The sequence below is a fragment of the Streptomyces sp. NPDC050610 genome (assembly GCF_040654875.1).
In the GTDB taxonomy this organism is placed as follows: Bacteria; Actinomycetota; Actinomycetes; order Streptomycetales; family Streptomycetaceae; genus Streptomyces.
On sequence record NZ_JBFAIV010000002.1, the window covers coordinates 21499 to 37552 of the forward strand.

General features: G+C 72.2%; 17 protein-coding genes. 9 read left to right on the forward strand and 8 right to left on the reverse strand.

Annotated elements, in window-relative coordinates:
• Positions 1–154: 154 nt before the first annotated feature.
• The 4 genes from AB0I22_RS02345 (at position 155) to AB0I22_RS02360 (ending at position 3849) form a co-directional block, all read left to right on the forward strand.
• Positions 155–994: a hypothetical protein gene (locus tag AB0I22_RS02345; RefSeq protein WP_363128725.1), complete on the forward strand. Its 840-nt coding sequence runs from the start codon at positions 155–157 to the stop codon at positions 992–994.
• Positions 995–1097: 103 nt separating this feature from the next.
• The gene (locus tag AB0I22_RS02350) at positions 1098–1421 is read left to right on the forward strand and encodes a hypothetical protein (RefSeq protein ID WP_363128726.1); all 324 of its coding nucleotides are present in this window, start codon (positions 1098–1100) and stop codon (positions 1419–1421) included.
• Positions 1422–1911: 490 nt separating this feature from the next.
• Positions 1912–2568: a helix-turn-helix transcriptional regulator gene (locus AB0I22_RS02355; protein WP_363128727.1), complete on the forward strand. Its 657-nt coding sequence runs from the start codon at positions 1912–1914 to the stop codon at positions 2566–2568.
• Positions 2569–2970: 402 nt separating this feature from the next.
• Complete coding sequence (locus AB0I22_RS02360; protein ID WP_363128728.1) at positions 2971–3849, forward strand: NAD-dependent epimerase/dehydratase family protein; 879 nt, start codon at positions 2971–2973, stop codon at positions 3847–3849.
• A 323-nt stretch (positions 3850–4172) separates the two neighbouring features.
• Here AB0I22_RS02360 and AB0I22_RS02365 read toward each other — a convergent pair whose 3' ends face one another.
• Positions 4173–4910 (reverse strand): GAF domain-containing protein, encoded by a 738-nt coding sequence (locus AB0I22_RS02365; RefSeq protein ID WP_363128729.1) that lies wholly within the window; start codon positions 4908–4910, stop codon positions 4173–4175.
• Positions 4911–5350: 440 nt separating this feature from the next.
• Between AB0I22_RS02365 and AB0I22_RS02370 the strand changes: the two genes are divergently transcribed.
• The 3 genes from AB0I22_RS02370 (at position 5351) to AB0I22_RS02380 (ending at position 7610) form a co-directional block, all read left to right on the forward strand.
• Positions 5351–6094 (forward strand): GAF and ANTAR domain-containing protein, encoded by a 744-nt coding sequence (locus tag AB0I22_RS02370; protein WP_363128730.1) that lies wholly within the window; start codon positions 5351–5353, stop codon positions 6092–6094.
• Positions 6091–6819, forward strand: a complete 729-nt coding sequence (locus AB0I22_RS02375) for a GAF and ANTAR domain-containing protein (RefSeq protein ID WP_363128731.1) — start codon at positions 6091–6093, stop codon at positions 6817–6819. The genes AB0I22_RS02370 and AB0I22_RS02375 overlap by 4 nt, the downstream gene beginning before the upstream one ends.
• 98 nt (positions 6820–6917) lie before the next feature.
• A complete protein-coding gene (locus AB0I22_RS02380) occupies positions 6918–7610 on the forward strand; it encodes a GAF and ANTAR domain-containing protein (RefSeq protein ID WP_363128732.1) in 693 nt (230 codons plus the stop codon).
• 72 nt (positions 7611–7682) lie between these two features.
• Here AB0I22_RS02380 and AB0I22_RS02385 read toward each other — a convergent pair whose 3' ends face one another.
• Positions 7683–8642 (reverse strand): AraC family transcriptional regulator, encoded by a 960-nt coding sequence (locus AB0I22_RS02385; protein WP_363128733.1) that lies wholly within the window; start codon positions 8640–8642, stop codon positions 7683–7685.
• Positions 8643–8698: 56 nt separating this feature from the next.
• Here AB0I22_RS02385 and AB0I22_RS02390 point away from each other — a divergent pair, with 56 nt between their 5' ends.
• Positions 8699–9730 (forward strand): NAD(P)-dependent alcohol dehydrogenase, encoded by a 1032-nt coding sequence (locus AB0I22_RS02390; RefSeq protein WP_363128734.1) that lies wholly within the window; start codon positions 8699–8701, stop codon positions 9728–9730.
• Between the two features lie 164 nt (positions 9731–9894).
• Here the strand turns inward: AB0I22_RS02390 and AB0I22_RS02395 are convergent, their stop codons facing one another.
• From AB0I22_RS02395 to AB0I22_RS02420, 6 genes are all read right to left on the reverse strand, one after another.
• A complete protein-coding gene (locus tag AB0I22_RS02395; RefSeq protein ID WP_363128735.1) occupies positions 9895–10170 on the reverse strand; it encodes a hypothetical protein in 276 nt (91 codons plus the stop codon).
• 147 nt (positions 10171–10317) lie between these two features.
• Positions 10318–11424: an ACR3 family arsenite efflux transporter gene (arsB, locus tag AB0I22_RS02400; protein WP_363128736.1), complete on the reverse strand. Its 1107-nt coding sequence runs from the start codon at positions 11422–11424 to the stop codon at positions 10318–10320.
• Positions 11421–11735 carry a metalloregulator ArsR/SmtB family transcription factor gene (locus AB0I22_RS02405; protein WP_363128737.1) on the reverse strand — a complete coding sequence of 105 codons (315 nt, stop codon included), beginning with the start codon at positions 11733–11735 and terminating at the stop codon, positions 11421–11423. The genes arsB and AB0I22_RS02405 overlap by 4 nt, the downstream gene beginning before the upstream one ends.
• A 38-nt stretch (positions 11736–11773) precedes the next feature.
• On the reverse strand, positions 11774–13201 hold the full coding sequence (locus AB0I22_RS02410; RefSeq protein ID WP_363128738.1) for a cellulase family glycosylhydrolase: 1428 nt from the start codon (positions 13199–13201) through the stop codon (positions 11774–11776).
• Between the two features lie 113 nt (positions 13202–13314).
• Complete coding sequence (locus AB0I22_RS02415; protein ID WP_363129081.1) at positions 13315–14106, reverse strand: pentapeptide repeat-containing protein; 792 nt, start codon at positions 14104–14106, stop codon at positions 13315–13317.
• Between the two features lie 177 nt (positions 14107–14283).
• On the reverse strand, positions 14284–15021 hold the full coding sequence (locus AB0I22_RS02420) for a rhomboid-like protein (RefSeq protein ID WP_363128739.1): 738 nt from the start codon (positions 15019–15021) through the stop codon (positions 14284–14286).
• 194 nt (positions 15022–15215) lie between these two features.
• Here AB0I22_RS02420 and AB0I22_RS02425 point away from each other — a divergent pair, with 194 nt between their 5' ends.
• Complete coding sequence (locus tag AB0I22_RS02425) at positions 15216–15956, forward strand: spermidine synthase (protein ID WP_363128740.1); 741 nt, start codon at positions 15216–15218, stop codon at positions 15954–15956.
• Positions 15957–16054: the final 98 nt, after the last annotated feature.

Here is a 16054-nt window from a genome sequence, read left to right on the forward strand (position 1 = left end):
CACCTACAACTAGTCCTCACATGTCTTCCTAGCTGTGTTCCTAACAGTTTTCATAGATGGATTCCTAAGGCACCCGCTGAAGTGATGAGTCGGTGTGCCCAGTCGCGCCGCTCAGTCACTGAGGTCCCGTCACGAACTGTGGCAGCATGGCCATATGACGACGGCAAGCACTCCAGCAACCTCTCCAGCTCAGCCGGGAACACTGCCCCAGCGGGACACCATCCGCCTCCTCCTGGAGCGCTCATCACGCCCCAACCGCACCGTCCCCATCCGCAGGGAGTTCCTGCAGAAGGGCCCCAAGGGGACCCCTACCCCAGGCCAGCTCTGCGAGCTCGTCCGCAAGTCCCAGCCGCGGGCGCTCGACCTCTACCTGCTGGTCAGTGCCGTCACAAGCGGCGGCGACTTCGACGTCACTGAGTGGGCGACTACGTGGGCCCGCTCGGTGGGCAACTACGACGAGACGGCCGGGCCAACTACCGTCTCCAGGGCCTGGAAGGCACTCCTCAACCTGAAGCTGATCGAGAGGAAGAGGGGTGAGAAGGGGAAGGCCACCATCATCAAGCTCCGCGAGGACGGTTCGGATACCCCCTACACGCCGCCCAGCAGCAGCGGCGGGGACCCGTACTTCCAACTGCCCTACGAGTACTGGGACCACAGCCTGAACGAGTCCCTGAGCCTACCGGGCAAGGCCATGCTGCTGATCACTCTCAGCCAGCGCAAGGAACGATTCACACTCCCCCAGGATCGGATGCCGAGTTGGTACGGCATCTCTGCCGACACTGCTGGCAGGGGGCTCACGGAACTCCAGGACAAGGGCGTTCTTGCGCATGTCGAGGACGAGCCGTTCGACACGCTCAAGACCCGGACCGGCTTGGCTTCCAGGCCCGTCTACTCCCTTCTGGCTCCGTTCACGCCGCGCGGCCTGGGATACGCCACACCGCGGTCGGGATCGACGGCCGACGGCCATTCCAACGTGCAGTCGAAGGCGTCTTGACAGCGCCAAGCTCCTGCATGCCGCACCGCTCCGCCCCTGGTTGGCGCCGGAAGGAACGGTGCGGCACTACCGCCAGTAACTACCTGACAGTTGGAGAACACCAGTGAGCAACCCCGAAGTGCAGCGTCGCCCCGAGTGTTCCCCCCTCCATGATGCAACGTCGCCGCTGGAGCCGACCAGCCGCACGGCTGACAGCAACGAGTCGGCACCGTCCGCCAACTCCGTCCACGTGGTCATCAACGGCGCCGGGTCACACGTCAACATCACCTCCGCCATCGCCAAAGACAACAGCGAGAGCAAGGTCGGCGTCGGCAAGGAAGCAGCAGATCAGCGCTCCCCCCGGACCAAGAGGAAGATCTGGGCCGCCATCGCCACCGTCATCACGGTTCTCGGCTCCATCGCGGGTGTGCTTGCTCTGTTCCTCTGACCCACTCAAGGCATCGGCGGCACTCACCCTGGGAAGTGCCGCCGACGCCTTCACTGGGTTGCGCCAGTCCCCGCAAAATGCAAAGTAGATCTGCAGAGATCGCTCCACCGGCGACCCAAATCACTCTGCCTCTCCCAGGCCACAACCTTGCCGGATGCAGAGATCAGTCGCACAGGACAGCGGGCGCTGCCCTGTAGCGGCTGACCTTGCATCTGCCAGGTTGGCCTGGCACTTGTGGCTGCATAGCTCAGTTGGATCTTGCGCAGAACTGCGGGCCGAAGGAGACGGAGGATCGCGGACGGCATCGTAAGCGACAGCGCGCACAGGAAATCGGCTGCACCCTGCTGATCTGCCCAGGTGCAGCGGACCAGGGGCTCTGCCACGAAAGGAGCGCGCGCGAGAGTCTGTAGCCACGGATCTCACGGACGTTCGACAGCACCCTGCGAGCCCCCGCACTCTGCTGGCCAGAGACGGAGCCGATCAGGAGGGCGTGACAGTGGACATCCGGAGCATGCGCAGGCGGCGGGCAAAGCGGCGGCGCAGGCTGGCCGAGCTGATCCTGGGGCAGATGGGGCACCGCAGAATCAGCCGGGGCGCGATGGCGAGGCGGGTGGGATACGACCGGTCGGTGATCTCCCGTGCGCTCTCTGGGCGCTCGCAACCGACGTGGCCTGTACTGATCGCGATGATCGGGGCCCTCGATGGTGCCAGGATCGGCCCACGCCAGCTATGGCATGAGCAGGCCCAGGACCTGTGGCGGGAGGTGGACGATTTCACCCGTCGGATCCATCGGGCCAGAGCCGCAGCACGCTGGGAGGGAGGGCCCCCCGGCGGCTTGCACGAGCACGCCGACCTCCTGGTGGCCCTCGCCGCCCTCTTGCAGAAGCGCTCGGTGTCGAGGCGGGAGGTGGCTCGACACAGCGGCTGGTCGCCGTCCGCCGTCAGCGCAGCCCTCCGAGGGGATCGCGGCCTCCCGCAGGAACTGATGATCGCGATCGTGCGTGCCTGCGGCGAGGATGAGCAGGCAGTGAACCTCTGGCTGGAACGGTGGGTGGCACTCACAGCGCCAGAGCTGCGCGAGCGCCGGCGCCGCAGATGGCGGGGCTACCAGCGCCGCTGGTACGCCCAGCAGGCGGATGCCTCATGAGTCGGTCTGCGCACCGCGCCCAGATCCGGAGGCCGTGCACCACCCTGGAGGTGCGCGTGGAGGACGTCCTGTACCTACGGCTACGCATCGCGCGGCTCCCCCGCTGGCTGCCGTACACGGTACCCACTGCGCTGTCCACGCTCGCCACATGGCTACTGGCGCGGTAGCGGCTCCAGCCATGGCCCCTGCCGATCACACATGGCCACCGAAGAGGCAAAATCATACTGACCAATCGCAGGACTGCTCGTACAAGTTGTCCTTCACCTCGCTCGTCATCACCACCGAGCGATGCAGCCCTCAATCGGATCGGACAGGCGCTGCCCTGTGACGTCGAAAGCCGCAACCGCCGTGCGACACAGTCCCGGCCACCCCCACAGCCGGGGTACGCGTTAGCCTCGGGGGATGCGTGTACTGATCACTGGGGCGACCGGCTATGTCGGCCATGCTGTCGCGGTCGCTCTGGCCGGGGCGGGGCATGAGGTCGATGCCCTCACGCGGGATCCGGACTCGGACAGGGTGCGGGGGCTGCGGGACCTCGGTGTCCGGCCGCTGCGCGGGCGTCTCGCGGACCGTGCCGTGCTCGACGGGATACTCGCCAGTGCGGACGCCGTGGTCCATACCGCCTTCGATGCGGATGACCCCGTCGGCGCCGATCGTGCTCTGTTCGGCGCTCTCGCCGACGCCGGTGGCCGCCGGCATCTGGTGTATACGACCGGCTGCTCGGTCTACGGTGAGCACGCCCACGCGGTGCTGACGCCTCAGACCCCCGTCGACGACGGCAATCGACGTGCGCGGCTGGAAGCCGAACTGCGCGGTACCGGGCTGCCGCACACCGTGCTGCGCCCCGGGATGGTGCACGGCGGTGATGCGCGCAGTTCGATCGTCGGGGACTGGTTCCGCGAGGCCCGGTCCTCCGGGCCGGTGCACCGGGGGCGGCGGGACAAGGTGTGGTCCTGGATTCACGTCGAGGACCTGGCGCGTGCGTACACGGCTGTGCTGCGTGCGCCCGAGGAACATGATGGGCGCGCCTACCTGCTGGCCGACGCACATCCCGTGGCCCCGCTGGCCGTCGTCGAAGCCGCTGCCCGGGCGGCCGGCAGCACCGACGCTCCGGCCTTCGCCTCGATCGAGGACGAGAAGCCGGTGTACCGGGTGTTCGACCGTGACGAGGTCATCGACTCCTCCACCGCCCGGGACGCGTTGGGGTGGGCCCCGCAGGAGAGCGATGTCCTGGCAGCGCTGCCTGCTTCGTTCAGGCAGTGGTCGGCCGCCCGGCCCTGAGCGGAGTCTGCCGGGGAACGGAGATCGAGCCGCCTTGGTCGACGACGCGAGGCGGGTCCGCACAACCCCGGCGCGGCCTGCGAAGGAACACCTTTCGCTGCGCTGGTCGCCATACCCAGCCCGCCACAGCGTTCGACCGCACGGGACAGGCGCGCACGGGACGGCTGAATCCGCGCAGGCCGAAGCGTCACTTCGCGGGAGCCGAGCGAGGTGGAGCGCCACTGCGCGGGATACGTGCGAGGTGGAACGTCACTGCGCGGGAGCCGTGACCGCGCGGGAGCCGTGCGGGCCGGAGCGTCACTTCATCGGCGGGAAGGGACCGCTCAGGCGTCGACGGGGCCGGTGCCCGGCCGGCCGGGGAGGCGCAGGTTCTCGTGGACGATGGCGCGGGCGAGGGCGGTCAGGTCGGCGTCCGCGGCGTGGGCGTGGGTGCGCAGGAGGGCGAGGGCCTGGCCGGTGCTGAGGGCGTGGCGGTAGCTGATCATGCCGATGGCCTGGTGGACGACGGCGTCGACGGGCAGCAGCCAGGCGTCGGTGAGGTCGTCCCCGCCGGGCAGGGGCGCGGTCAGGAGCAGCAGTTCCGCGGCGTCGGTGTGCAGCTGGGCGGTGTGCAGGTCGCCGGGGGACGCCGGGCCGGGCCGGTCGCGGTAGAGGGTGAGGACGAGTCCGGCCCGCCGCGCGGGGCCGAGGCCGTTGCGGGCGGGCAGGGCGAAGGCGGCGCGGATGCGGTGGGCCCTGGCCTGCTGGGCGTAGCCGGCCCACTGGCCGGTGGCGTGCGGGTCGTCGAGATCGTCGGCGAGCACCGGCGCGCCCTGGCTCAGGGCCTGTACGCAGGGGCCTTCGCCGAGGTTGATCTGCAGGGTCTCGCCGCGGTCCGCGAGCGGGCCGACGGCGCACAGGGAGACCCGCTGGGCCAGGGCGGTGTCGGCCGTCAGCGTCAGGCCCACCGAGTAGGCGTCGTGCAGGGACGTGCGGCAGGCCTCGCCGAGGCGCCGGGCCGGGTGGGGCCGGCCCGCATAGGCGCCGGCGAGGGCGACGGCTTCGGCGCGGGGGCCGGTCACCGCGGGCTCCGTGCGCGGATGGGCGGGCGTGCGGTGCGGTGGGCACACATGGGTGCGTTCCGATCTCCGGCGTCTGCCGCCGATGCTGCCCTGACCGGAAGCCAGTGCCAGGAGTGGTGGATGAGCAACGTCGCCTCGGCCGGCTGCTCCTCCACCCTACGCTTCCGCCCGGCGTCTCACCGTGCTTACGTCACCGTGCTTACCGGCGGCCGGTGACCGTCTCTCTCGCCCTCCGGCGTTTTCCGGCGACTTCCGTCCCCCGGCCCGGCATGGCCCGTCCGCGGCTGCGGGCCCGTCCCCTCGGGTCGACGTCGGCAAGTGAGCGGAAGAAGGGCGGAAGAGGGCGGAAGGGGCGGGAAAGTCCCTAGAATTGAGCCGCCGAAAACGTCGTTCCGCGCCGCGGGGCGGCTGCCGGACCCGGCTGTGCGGGAGGTGGGCAGGTGGGCGCCGACCGCGACCTGGCTGCCGTACTGGGGCATCTGGCCCCGTCCGGCGCCGATACGGGGCTGGTCGGCGTCGATCCGGCGGTGTGCGCCCGGGCGCTGGCCGTGGACGGCGTCGCCGTCTCCGTACTGACGGACAGCGGTTCGAGCGAAGTGCTGTGGTGCTCCGACGGCGCCAGCGCGCGGCTGGAGGAGCAGCAGTTCACGCTGGGCCAGGGCCCGGGGCCGGAAGTGGGCGTACGCTGCGCGCCGGTGCTGGTGCCGGACATGTCGCGGGTCCCGGCCGACCGGTGGCCCATGCTGCTGCCCGAGGCCGCGGCGCTGGGGATCGGGGCCGTCTTCTGCTTCCCGCTGCACGTGGGTTCGGCCTGCCTGGGCACCCTGACCCTGCAACGCGCGGCGCCGGGCCCGCCGGCGGAGGCCACGACGACCGGCGCGTGGCTGGTGGCCAACGCGCTGACCGCCGTCCTCCTGGAGGGCGGGCCGCGCTGGGACGCCTTCGCGTCGGCGGAAGGGGGCTCGGACTTCTACCGGGCCGCCGTCCACCAGGCCAGCGGCATGATCAGCGTGCAGGCCGGGGTGCCCGTGGCGCAGGCGCTGCTGCGGCTGCGGGCCCACGCCTTCCGCCACGGGCGCCGGGTGTCGGAGGTCGCCGAGGACGTGGTGGCCCGCAGGCTGAGCTTTCGAGACGATGGAGACGGGCCGGCCGCCGCTGCCGGTGAAGGGACTGACGGACCATGACACGTGAGGAACAACTGCTGGCGGCGATGGTGGAGGCCGTGGACACGCTGGTCGACGACTTCGACCTGATCGAGTTCCTGCACCAACTGTGCGACCACTGCAACGAGTTGCTGGATGTGGCGGCCGTGGGTGTCATGCTCGCCGACCCCGAGGGCGGACTCCAGGTGATCGCCGCCTCCGACGAGCACACCCGGCTGCTGGAGCTGTTCGCCCTCCAGACCGAGCAGGGGCCGTGCGTGGAGTGCTATCGCAGCGGCGCCGCCCGCCTCAACATCAGTCTCGGCTCCCCCGTCCAGAGCGCGGCGTTCCCCCGCTTCGCCGCCCGTGCCCGCCGGACCGGCTTCACCACCACGCACGCCCTGCCCATGCGGCTGCGCCAGCAGGTCGTGGGCGCCATGAACCTCTTCGACACCCGCGAGAAGGACCTCAGCCCGACCGACGCACGGGTGGCGCGCGCCCTCGCGGACGTGGCGACCATCGCCATCCTCCAGCAGCGCACCATCGTCTACGGCGACGTCGAGCGGGCCCAGTTGCGGGCCGCCCTGTCCAGCCGCATCTGCGTCGAACAGGCCAAGGGCATACTCGCCGAGCGCCGGCACACCGACCTCGACGGCGCCTTCGACGCTCTGCGCCGCCACGCCCGTGCTCATCGGATGCCCCTGACGGAGCTGTGCCGACAGCTCATAGACGGCACCCTCGACATCTCGGCCGTCCAGCACCCCTGAACCCGCTACCCGGCCCGGTATCCGCCCCAGCCCCCGGCGGAAGGACGTGTTCCGCTGCGTTCCCCGCCCGGCGCTCACCCCGCAGCAGGGACACGCTCATGGACCACGACCATCACGCCGCGGCGTGGCAGCGGCTCAGCGCCGCCGTCTTCACCAGCGGCTTCACCCTCGCCAGTGCCTGCCGGACCTGCGCCGACGACCTGGACGCCGACTTCGCCGGCACCACGCTGATCACCTCCGGGGAACTGCGCCTGCTGGCGGGCGCCACCGACGAACGGGCCCACCTGGTGGAGGACGCCCAACTGGTCACCGGCGAAGGCCCGTGCATCGACGCCTACCTCCACCGTGAGCCCGTCGACGTCACGGATCTGCGCCAAGCGCACGCCCGCTGGCCCGCCTACGCCCCCATCGCCTGCGAACAGGACGCCCGCAGCGTCATGGCCCTGCCCCTGAGCCTCGGCAGCCTGGTCGTCGGCGCCCTGGACCTCTACCGCAGCACCCCCACGCCCTTCACCCCGGACCAGCGGGCCCGGGCCGTCGCCTACGCCCGCATCATCGCCCTCCTCGCCGTCGACGAACACCCACACCTGCTCGCCGGCCGGGACCGCCCGGTCCAGCGCGGCCCCCAGGGCTACCCGCCCACCGTCCACATCGCCGCCGGCATCCTCGCCGCCAAATACGGTCTCCTCCCGGACGACGCCCTCGCCCGGCTCCGCGCCCACTCCTTCCGCCACAACCAGCCCCTCCTCCACACCGCCCAGTACGTCCTGACGCACCAGAACCTCGACTAGCGCGCGGCAGCACCGGGGGGGCGCGTACGAGCCCGTAAAAGCCGTGTCCGAACCCGCCCCGAGCCGACGGCGTCAGGCTTCCCCGGTCCCGGAGGGGCGGCCCCTCACCTGGCGCCAGGCGCCCGGAGCCATGCCTTCCCTGCGCAGGAACGCGCGGCTCAGGGCGCTGCCCGTGTCGTAGCCGACCCTGACCGCGATCTCCTGGACGCTCAGCGGCGTCTCGCGGAGCAGGGTCTTCACGCGGTACATGCGCCACGCCGTGAGGTAGCCCAGCGGGGTGTCCCCCGCCTTCTCCTTGAACAGGACGGCGAACGCCGAGCGGGACATGCCCGCCATACGGGCCAGGGCCTCGACCGTCCAGGGGTGGGCCAGGTCCTCGTGCATCTCGCGCATGACCGGGGCCAGCCGCGGGTCCCGCAGCGCGGCGAGCCAGCCGACCGCGCCGCCGCCGAACTCCGCGCAGCAGGCCCGCAGCGCCTGGACGAACAGCACGTCGGACAGGCGGCTCATGACGAAGCCCGCGCCGATCCGGCCGGTCGCGCCCTCCGCGGCGATGAGGTCGAACGTGGAGCGGAGCAGGCGGCCGGCCGTATCGTCCAGGCTCAGCCGGAACAGCGGCGGCAGGAGGGTGAACAGCAGCTCGGCCGCCACGGCGTCGAAGGCGAACCGGCTGGAGACGATCTCCGTCAGCGCGCCGTCGCCCCCGGCGCGCGCCACGGCGCCGGGGGCGTGGGCGAAGACGTCCGCACAGTCGACGACCGGCCTGCCGCGCTCGTCCTGGAGCGTGAAGCCGATCCCCGCCCGCACCAGGAAGCAGTCATCGGCCGTCAGCCGCCGCGGGCCGTCGAGGACGTCCGCGGTCAGCAGGCACGAGCCGCTGGAGATGAGCACCAGCCGGGCGAGGTGCCGGGGAGGGAACGAGATGCCCCAGGGGGCGCGGGCCGCTATCCGCACGTACCGGGCGTCCTCGATCTTCATCGTGGCGAGGAGGTCGTCGATCGGGTCCACTCCCACCTCCTGGACGATCGGCACCGAATCCTGGACTCGATGGTACTTTCCGTCCAGCCGCCCGGCCCTAGCGTGAAGGCGTGAGAGCTACAGCCGCCGGTGCAGCCGGAGAAGAGCAGTCCATGCGCGCGTTCGAGGTGAGCGGCGGCCCCGGCGCCCCGGTCGTCCCCGTGGAGCGGCCCGTGCCCGTCCCGGCCGCCGGGCAGTTGCTCGTACGGGTGAAGGCCGCCGCGCTCAACGCGCGGGACCGGCTCATCGTCAGCGGTACGTACTCGGCCCCGGTGCCGCCGGGGCGCGTACCGGTCTCCGACGGCGCGGGCGTCGTGGCGGCGGTCGGGGACGGCGTCTCGCGGTTCCGGGCCGGCGACCGCGTCATGAGCAGCTTCCACCCGGACTGGCTCTACGGGCCGTTCCCCGGCTGGGGCGAGCTGTACGGCGTGCAGCGCGACGGGTGGCTCACCGAGTACATCGCCGTCGACGAACAGAGCGTGGTCGGCGTGCCCGACCACCTCTCCTACGAGGAGGCGGCTACCCTCCCGTGCGCCGCGCTCACGGCGTGGTCGGCCGTCAGCGGTATCGGACCGGGCGACACACTGCTCGTCCAGGGCTCGGGCGGGGTGTCCGTCTTCGCGCTCCAATTCGCCCGCCTGGCCGGGGCGCGCGTGCTGGCCACGACGTCCAGCGCGGAGAAGGCCGAACGCCTGAAGGCCCTCGGCGCGTCCGACGTCGTCGACTACGCCCGTACGCCCGAGTGGGGCGCACGGGTACGGGCGCTCGCCGGCGGGCGCGGCGTCGATCTCGTCGTGGAGATCGGCGGGGCCGGAACGATCGCCCAGTCGGTCGACGCCCTCGCCGACGGCGGCCGGATCTCCCTCGTCGGCAATCTCGCGTCGGGCGGCGGCATGGACCTGACGCGGTTCTTCCGGCGCGGCGCGGCGCTGCGGACCGTCGTCGTCGGCAGCCGGAGCGACTTCGAGCGGATGAACCGGGTCATCGGTCAGCACCGGCTGCGGCCCGTCATCGACCGCGTCTTCCCGTTCGCCGCCGCGCCGGAGGCGTTCTCCTACTTCGAGCGGGCCGCGGGCCTGGGGAAGGTCGTCATCGGCCTCTGATTCCGCGCCCGCCGGGCACGGGTGATTAATGCGGCGATACGGACGGGCGGATGCAGCGCAGCGGTACGGACGGGCGCGCCGCGGCGGTACGGGCCGGGCCGCCCGGCGTGGCAGTCCGTCCGGCCCGGTCCGCCCGTACCGCTGTTGTCGTGCTCGTCCGCCCCTCAGGAGGCCCCGGCCGCCGGTCCGCGGGACGGCGTCGAGCAGGTCGGGCACCAGTAGCCCTCGCCGCCCTGAATGAAGATCCAGCCCAGCTCGGCGATGTGCGGAACCGCCTGCTTGGCCTCATGGAGCAGGAAGTTGGTGAGATCCAGCTCCTCGTCCGGTGGTGGTTCGGAGATCACCAGGTCGAAGGTGACCCGCTCCGTGCAGCCCCCGCGGTCGCAGGCGAGATAGAAACGCACCGGTCCCGGGGCGCGGCCTTCGGTCGTCAGGCTCATAGGGCATCGTTACGGAGCCCGGCCGCATCCGGCAACCCGTCGTCACGGGATACCGCCGGCATCCTTCCGACGTCCTTCGGGCATCCGGCCGGCGTCCGGCCGGAACGGGCCCGGCGCGCGGCCCGGACCGGCCGCCGGGCGGGCGTCTCACGCCGCCCCGGCGCCGAACTTCCGCCGCCAGGCCAGGGACACGTAGACCAGCGCGATCAGCACCGGCACCTCGATGAGCGGGCCGACGACCCCGGAGAGGGCCTGGCCGGAGGTGACGCCGAAGGTCGCGATGGCGACCGCGATGGCGAGTTCGAAGTTGTTGCCCGCGGCGGTGAACGCGAGGGTCGCCGTGCGGTCGTACGGGAGGCCGAGCCCCTTGCCGAGGGCGAACGTGCCGAACCACATGAGCGCGAAGTAGGCGAGCAGCGGCAGCGCGATGCGGGCGACGTCCAGCGGCTGCGAGGTGATCGTCCGCCCCTGGAGGGCGAAGAGGACGACGATGGTGAACAGCAGCCCGTACAGCGCCCAGGGGCCGATCCTCGGCAGCAGCTTCGCCTCGTACCGCTCCCGGCCCATCCGCCGCTCCCCCAGCCGGCGGGTGAGGAACCCGGCGACCAGGGGGACGCCGAGGAAGACGACGACGTTCAGGGCGATCTTCCCCATGGAGATGTCCAGGCGATGGCCGTCGCCGAGGCCCAGCCAGCCGGGCAGCAGGTCGAGGTAGAACCAGCCGAGCAGGCCGAAGGCGACGACCTGGAAGACGGAGTTCAGGGCGACGAGCACGGCGGCGGCCTCGCGGTCGCCGCAGGCCAGGTCGTTCCAGATGATGACCATCGCGATGCACCGGGCGAGGCCGACGATGATCAGGCCGGTGCGGTACTCGGGCAGGTCCGGCAGGAAGAGCCAGGCCAGCGCGAACATCACGGCGGGCCCGAGCAGCCAGTTGACGGCCAGTGAGGAGACCATCAGCTTCTTGTCGCCGGTGACCGCGTCGAGCCGGTCGTAGCGGACCTTCGCGAGGACCGGGTACATCATGACCAGCAGGCCGACGGCGATCGGCAGCGAGACCCCGCCGATCTCGACCGCCGCGAGGGCGTCGTTCAGGCCGGGGACCAGCCGGCCCAGGCCCAGTCCGAGCCCCATGGCCAGCAGAATCCAGACCGCGAGGAAGCGGTCGAGCGTGGAGAGCCGCGCGGCGACCGGGGACGCGGGCGGGGCGTCCGTACGGCCTTGAGCGGTCGCGGCGGGGTCGGCGCGGGTCACGGGCACGGCCTCCTGCGGTCGGCGGCCGCGGTCTCGCGCGCGGCGGCGGCCAGCTCCGCGAAGGAACCGGCCAGCGCCTCGACGACCTGCGGCCGCAGCCGGTAGTACGTGTAGTTGCCGCACGGCTCGGTGTCCACGACGCCTGCCTCGCGCAGCACTCTGAGGTGGTTGGAGAGGTTGGTCTGGCGGGCGCCGGTCTCCTCGACCAGGTGCGTGGTGCACAGCGTCTCGCGGGCGAGCAGCGTCACGATCCGGAGCCTGAGCGGGGAGGACAGGACCTGGAGCAGATCAGCTTCGACTGATGTCAGCATGGACTGATGCTGTCACATCGGCCCGCCCCGCCGCTACGTCACCCCGGCCGCGCCGTCACCGCCACCCGCGCCCCCGGCAGCGCCCGTACCCGCACCACCGCCGACCGCCCCCGCGCCACCGCGCGCGCGTCGCTCCAGGCCCGGCCCGCCACCGCGATCCGCCAGCCCCGCGGGTCCGGCGGCAGGGAGATCTCGGTGGGCGCCGGGGAGCCGGCGGTGTACGTGAGGCGGTAGCGGCGGCTCTCGGGGCCGTACGCCTCCCCGCGCACCCGGCCCGCGACCGCGGCGGCGTACGGGGCGGCGGTCCGGTCCTTGTTCGGGCGGAACCGGCCCGCGGCGTCGAGAGCGCAGTAGCCGCCGCCGTAACACCACACATAGCCCGCCCAGCCGGAGCTGTAGCGGGCCATCGAGGCGAGGGCGTCCCGGTAGAACTGGTTCATGTGCGGGAGACCTCCGTCGGGCGGCCCCCATTCGCCGATCACCACCGGGACGCCGTACCGCTTCGGATAGCCGGTGACGGCCGCCTCGTACGCCTCGATCCAGCCCGCCGCCGGGTCGTAGTCGCCGCCCGCCTCCATCGCCGTGCCGTAGAAGTGCGGGGCGTACACCACCCTCGGGTCCCCGATCCCGCCGAGCCCGGTCGGGACGCCCTCGCCGACGACCGGAGTGGGCTCCACGAACAGCCAGGTGCGGCGGTCGACGCGGCGGATCGCGCGGGCGAGGCGGCGGTACATGGGCGTGAGCTGCCCGGCCTCGATCCGGCGGGCCGCCGTCGGCAGGTCCTCGCCCGCCCGCGGCTCGCCCATCGGCTCGTTGACGAGGTCGTAGCCGAGTACGGCCGGGTGGCCGCCGAACCGGCCGGCGAGGACGCGCCACATACGGGCCTGGGCGCGCCGGAGGTCCGCGTCCTCGTAGAGGTGGGTGAAGGCGCGCTGCACGGCGGGCTGGAAGTACTCCGAGAACCAGTCGCCGGGGTTCGGGGTGAAGGGCAGCCCGTCGGTGCGCGTCGCCCAGCGGGGGATGCCGCGGTGCCCGAAGGCCGGGCCGAAAACATCCTGGTGCGCGTCGAGGAGGACGTGGACGCGGTACTTCTCCGCCCAGTCCAGAATCCGCCCGATCCTGCGGAGGTAGCGCTCGCTGTACCGGCCGGGGTCCGGCTCCAGGTCGTCCCAGAAGATCAGCAGGCGGGCGAAGTCGAAGCCCTGGCCGCGCAGGTCGCGGAAGTGCTTCTCGGTGACGGCGGTCAGCGCGTCGGGGCCGCGATGGGCCTTGTCCTCGACGTTCCAGCCGCGCAGCGTGACGGCCCGGCCGCGGTCGTCGGTGAGCGGCGGTATCCCGGAGCCGGGGGCAGGAGCCGCGTCCGCTCGTACGGCCGGGACTGGAGCCGCGTCGGGGGCGAGGCCCGCGAGAACGAGGACGCAGGCGATCCCCACGGCTCTGGCGGCGAAAGGTCCGAAGGCTCGCATGGGCGGCACTCCCGGCGGTCGGATGCCGGAGAAGCCAACCAGGTTGACCGTGAACCTTCAATAAGCGCGGTACGGGCTCTTCCCGCCGGGCGTAATGCCGGGCGCCGAGCGGATCAGCTCCAGTGCCCCGGCCGCGTCAGCGCCCCGGGCAGCTGGGTGGCGGCGTCGCCCTTGGCCGCGTTGAGCTGGGCCTGGGTGAGGAAGATGCTGCCGGTGAGGTCCGCGCCGCGCAGATCGGCGTCGCGGAGGTCGGCGCCGATCAGGTCGGCCGCGCGCAAGTCGGCGCCGCCCAGGTCGGCGGCGATGAGGTAGGCGCCGCGCAGGTTGGCGCCCCGCAGGTCCGCGCCGCGGAGCCGGGCGCCGATGAGGTCGGCGCCCCGATGGTTCTTCTTCTTGCGCCCCGCGACACCGGCCCGTACCAGCTCGCTCGTCCGCAGCAGCAGCGCGTTGACCTCGCCCCGGTGCGCCGCCACGTCCAGCTCCGCCAGCTCCTCGGCGCTGCCGCCGGTGAGCCGCTCGGTCCGGCGCAGGGCGTCGCGCAGTTCGCCGTGGAGGGAACGGGCCTGCGGCAGGGACAGCGCTTCGGCGAGGTACCACAGGAGTTCGTGGAGCTGCCGCATGACGGGGAACACGTCGAACATCGGGCGCGCGGTGTCCGGCGCCTGCCGCCAGTCCCGGCCGCCGAAGGTGACCTGGGAGACCTTCTGGCCCGCGCCGAAGCAGTCGAAGACGGTGCAGCCCGAGAAGCCGCGCTGCCGCAGGTCGGCGTGGATGCCGCAGCGGAAGTCCGACTGAAGGTTGCGGCAGGGCTTGCCGGCGTCCTTGTCGATCGCGAAGTCCGCCGAGGCCGCGAAGGGCAGCGCGACGCAGCACAGCCCGAAGCAGCTGGCGCAGTCGGAGCGCAGGCCGAGCGCGTCGGCATCGTCGGCGGAACCGGCGGGCCCGGTGGTCGGTTGTGCGCGGTCGGCGTCGGACAACGTGCGTGAGCTCCTGATACGAGGCGGGCGCCGCCCGTCGGGGCGGCCCCCCATTCTCCCAGCCCGCGCCCGTTCCCTTCAGAGCTTTTACGCGCCCAGGAGCCCTCAGAGCCGCGTCATCGCCCGTTCCCGTTCGCGTTCCCTCGCCCGTACCCGCTGCCGGATGGCGGGCCAGCAGGCGATGCCGACCAGGCCGGCCAGCGGATGGCCCCAGGCGGAGAGCGGGTCGAGGTACTCCAGCAGGTCACGGGCGCACAGCAGCCCCGCCGACCCCAGCAGCGTCCACCGGGCCCAGGGCGGCAGCAGCCCGGCGAGCGCGCCCGTACACGCCATCAGCCCGAAGCTGATCCCGTAGTCGAGGCGGTGCAGGGAGGCCGTCGGCAGCTCGCCCATGGCGACGCCCCAGGCCACCGGAAGCTCCGTGGCCAGCGTCGCGACGACGTGGCCGAGGAGGAAGACGCCCACGGTGCGCAGGCCGCCGACGCGCCGTTCGAGGGCCGTGAGGATGAAGAGGAAGGCGACCCCGTACGCCGACTGGAGCCCGCCCGCGACCCACAGCGCGCTCGCGACGAGCACGAGCAGCGGCCGGTCCGAGAGGTGCGCGACGTCGGTGCTGGAGTCGCGGAGCAGCCGGCTCACGGTCTCCTGGTCGCCGTAGTCGGCGTACGCGGCGGTGGCCATCAGGACGAGGGCGTAAACGAAGGTGAACGGGGTGCCGAGCGGGGTCGGCAGAATCCCCCAGGGGCGCGCTTCGAGGGCCCGTCTCAGCCACGTCGGCGCGAGCGGGCGCGCGGCCTCGGGCTGGGTGACAACCGGCACATCGGCAGCGTCCACCAAGGTCACGGCGGTCGGGCCCCTTCCCTCCGGGCGGCCGTGTCCCTCGGTCGCTCCCAGAACATTAAGGTGCAGCGTCGACCGGGGAATCAACCCCTGTCAGTGACTCCTGTCACAATAGGCAACCGAAAATGAGTACGAGGCGTCCCGTCTCCACACCTTTCCCCCTCGTTCACCGCCGAGCCATCCGGAGGTCCCGCGCCATGTCGCCGCAGTACGACGTCACCGACGCCCCCGTCACCTTGGAGCGCCGCGAGGGCCCGTACGGCGAAGTGGTGCTCAGGCGGCGCCCGGCGTCCGTGGGCCGGTCCGGGCCGGGCGGCGGAGCGGGCGGTCCGGCCGGCGACGTCTACGAGATCATCGCCAACGGCTGCTTCCTGATGGACACCTCGGACGGCCGCTCCGAGCGGCTGCTGATCGACGCGGCCCTCGCCGCGCTGCCGCCCGAGCGGCCGGCGCCCGCCCTCCTGATCGGCGGCCTCGGCGTCGGCTTCTCCCTCGCGCGGGCCGCCGCCGAGCGGCGCTGGGGCCGGATCGCGGTGGTCGAGCGCGAGGCGGCCGTCATCGACTGGCACCGCGCCGGGCCGCTCGCCGCGGTCTCCGCCGAGGCGCTCGCCGACCCCCGGACCGAGATCCTGCACACCGACCTCGTCGCGTACGTGCGTGACGCCCCGCACATCTACGACGCGCTCTGCCTGGACATCGACAACGGCCCCGACTGGACCGTCACCGAGGACAACGGCGGCCTCTACTCCCCCGCCGGGCTGGCCGCCTGCCGCGCCCGGCTGAACCCCGGCGGCGTGCTCGCCGTCTGGTCCGCGCAGCCGTCCCCGGCCTTCGACGAGGCTCTCCGGAATGCCGGGTTCACGGGTGTACGGACGGAAGAGATCGCAGTTGCCCGAGGCGTACCGGACGTGGTCCACCTGGCGGTTCAGGGCGCGTAGCCGTCCCTTGCCACCTGCCCGTACTCTGCTTTGCGTAGAGGCGACCAGGCACGCAGGAGCCAGGCGTGACCAAGCACGACCGGGCACGGAAAGACGCT

What these genes read in the sequence shown, in the direction of transcription:
- AB0I22_RS02410 (WP_363128738.1), bottom strand. Translation starts at nt 13,201, where the DNA reads ATGCGAGCCTTCGGACCTTTCGCCGCCAGAGCCGTGGGGATCGCCTGC.
- AB0I22_RS02380 (WP_363128732.1), top strand. Translation starts at nt 6,918, where the DNA reads ATGGACCACGACCATCACGCCGCGGCGTGGCAGCGGCTCAGCGCCGCC.
- AB0I22_RS02345 (WP_363128725.1), top strand. Translation starts at nt 155, where the DNA reads ATGACGACGGCAAGCACTCCAGCAACCTCTCCAGCTCAGCCGGGAACA.
- AB0I22_RS02405 (WP_363128737.1), bottom strand. Translation starts at nt 11,735, where the DNA reads ATGCTGACATCAGTCGAAGCTGATCTGCTCCAGGTCCTGTCCTCCCCG.
- AB0I22_RS02375 (WP_363128731.1), top strand. Translation starts at nt 6,091, where the DNA reads ATGACACGTGAGGAACAACTGCTGGCGGCGATGGTGGAGGCCGTGGAC.
- AB0I22_RS02395 (WP_363128735.1), bottom strand. Translation starts at nt 10,170, where the DNA reads ATGAGCCTGACGACCGAAGGCCGCGCCCCGGGACCGGTGCGTTTCTAT.
- AB0I22_RS02425 (WP_363128740.1), top strand. Translation starts at nt 15,216, where the DNA reads ATGTCGCCGCAGTACGACGTCACCGACGCCCCCGTCACCTTGGAGCGC.
- AB0I22_RS02360 (WP_363128728.1), top strand. Translation starts at nt 2,971, where the DNA reads ATGCGTGTACTGATCACTGGGGCGACCGGCTATGTCGGCCATGCTGTC.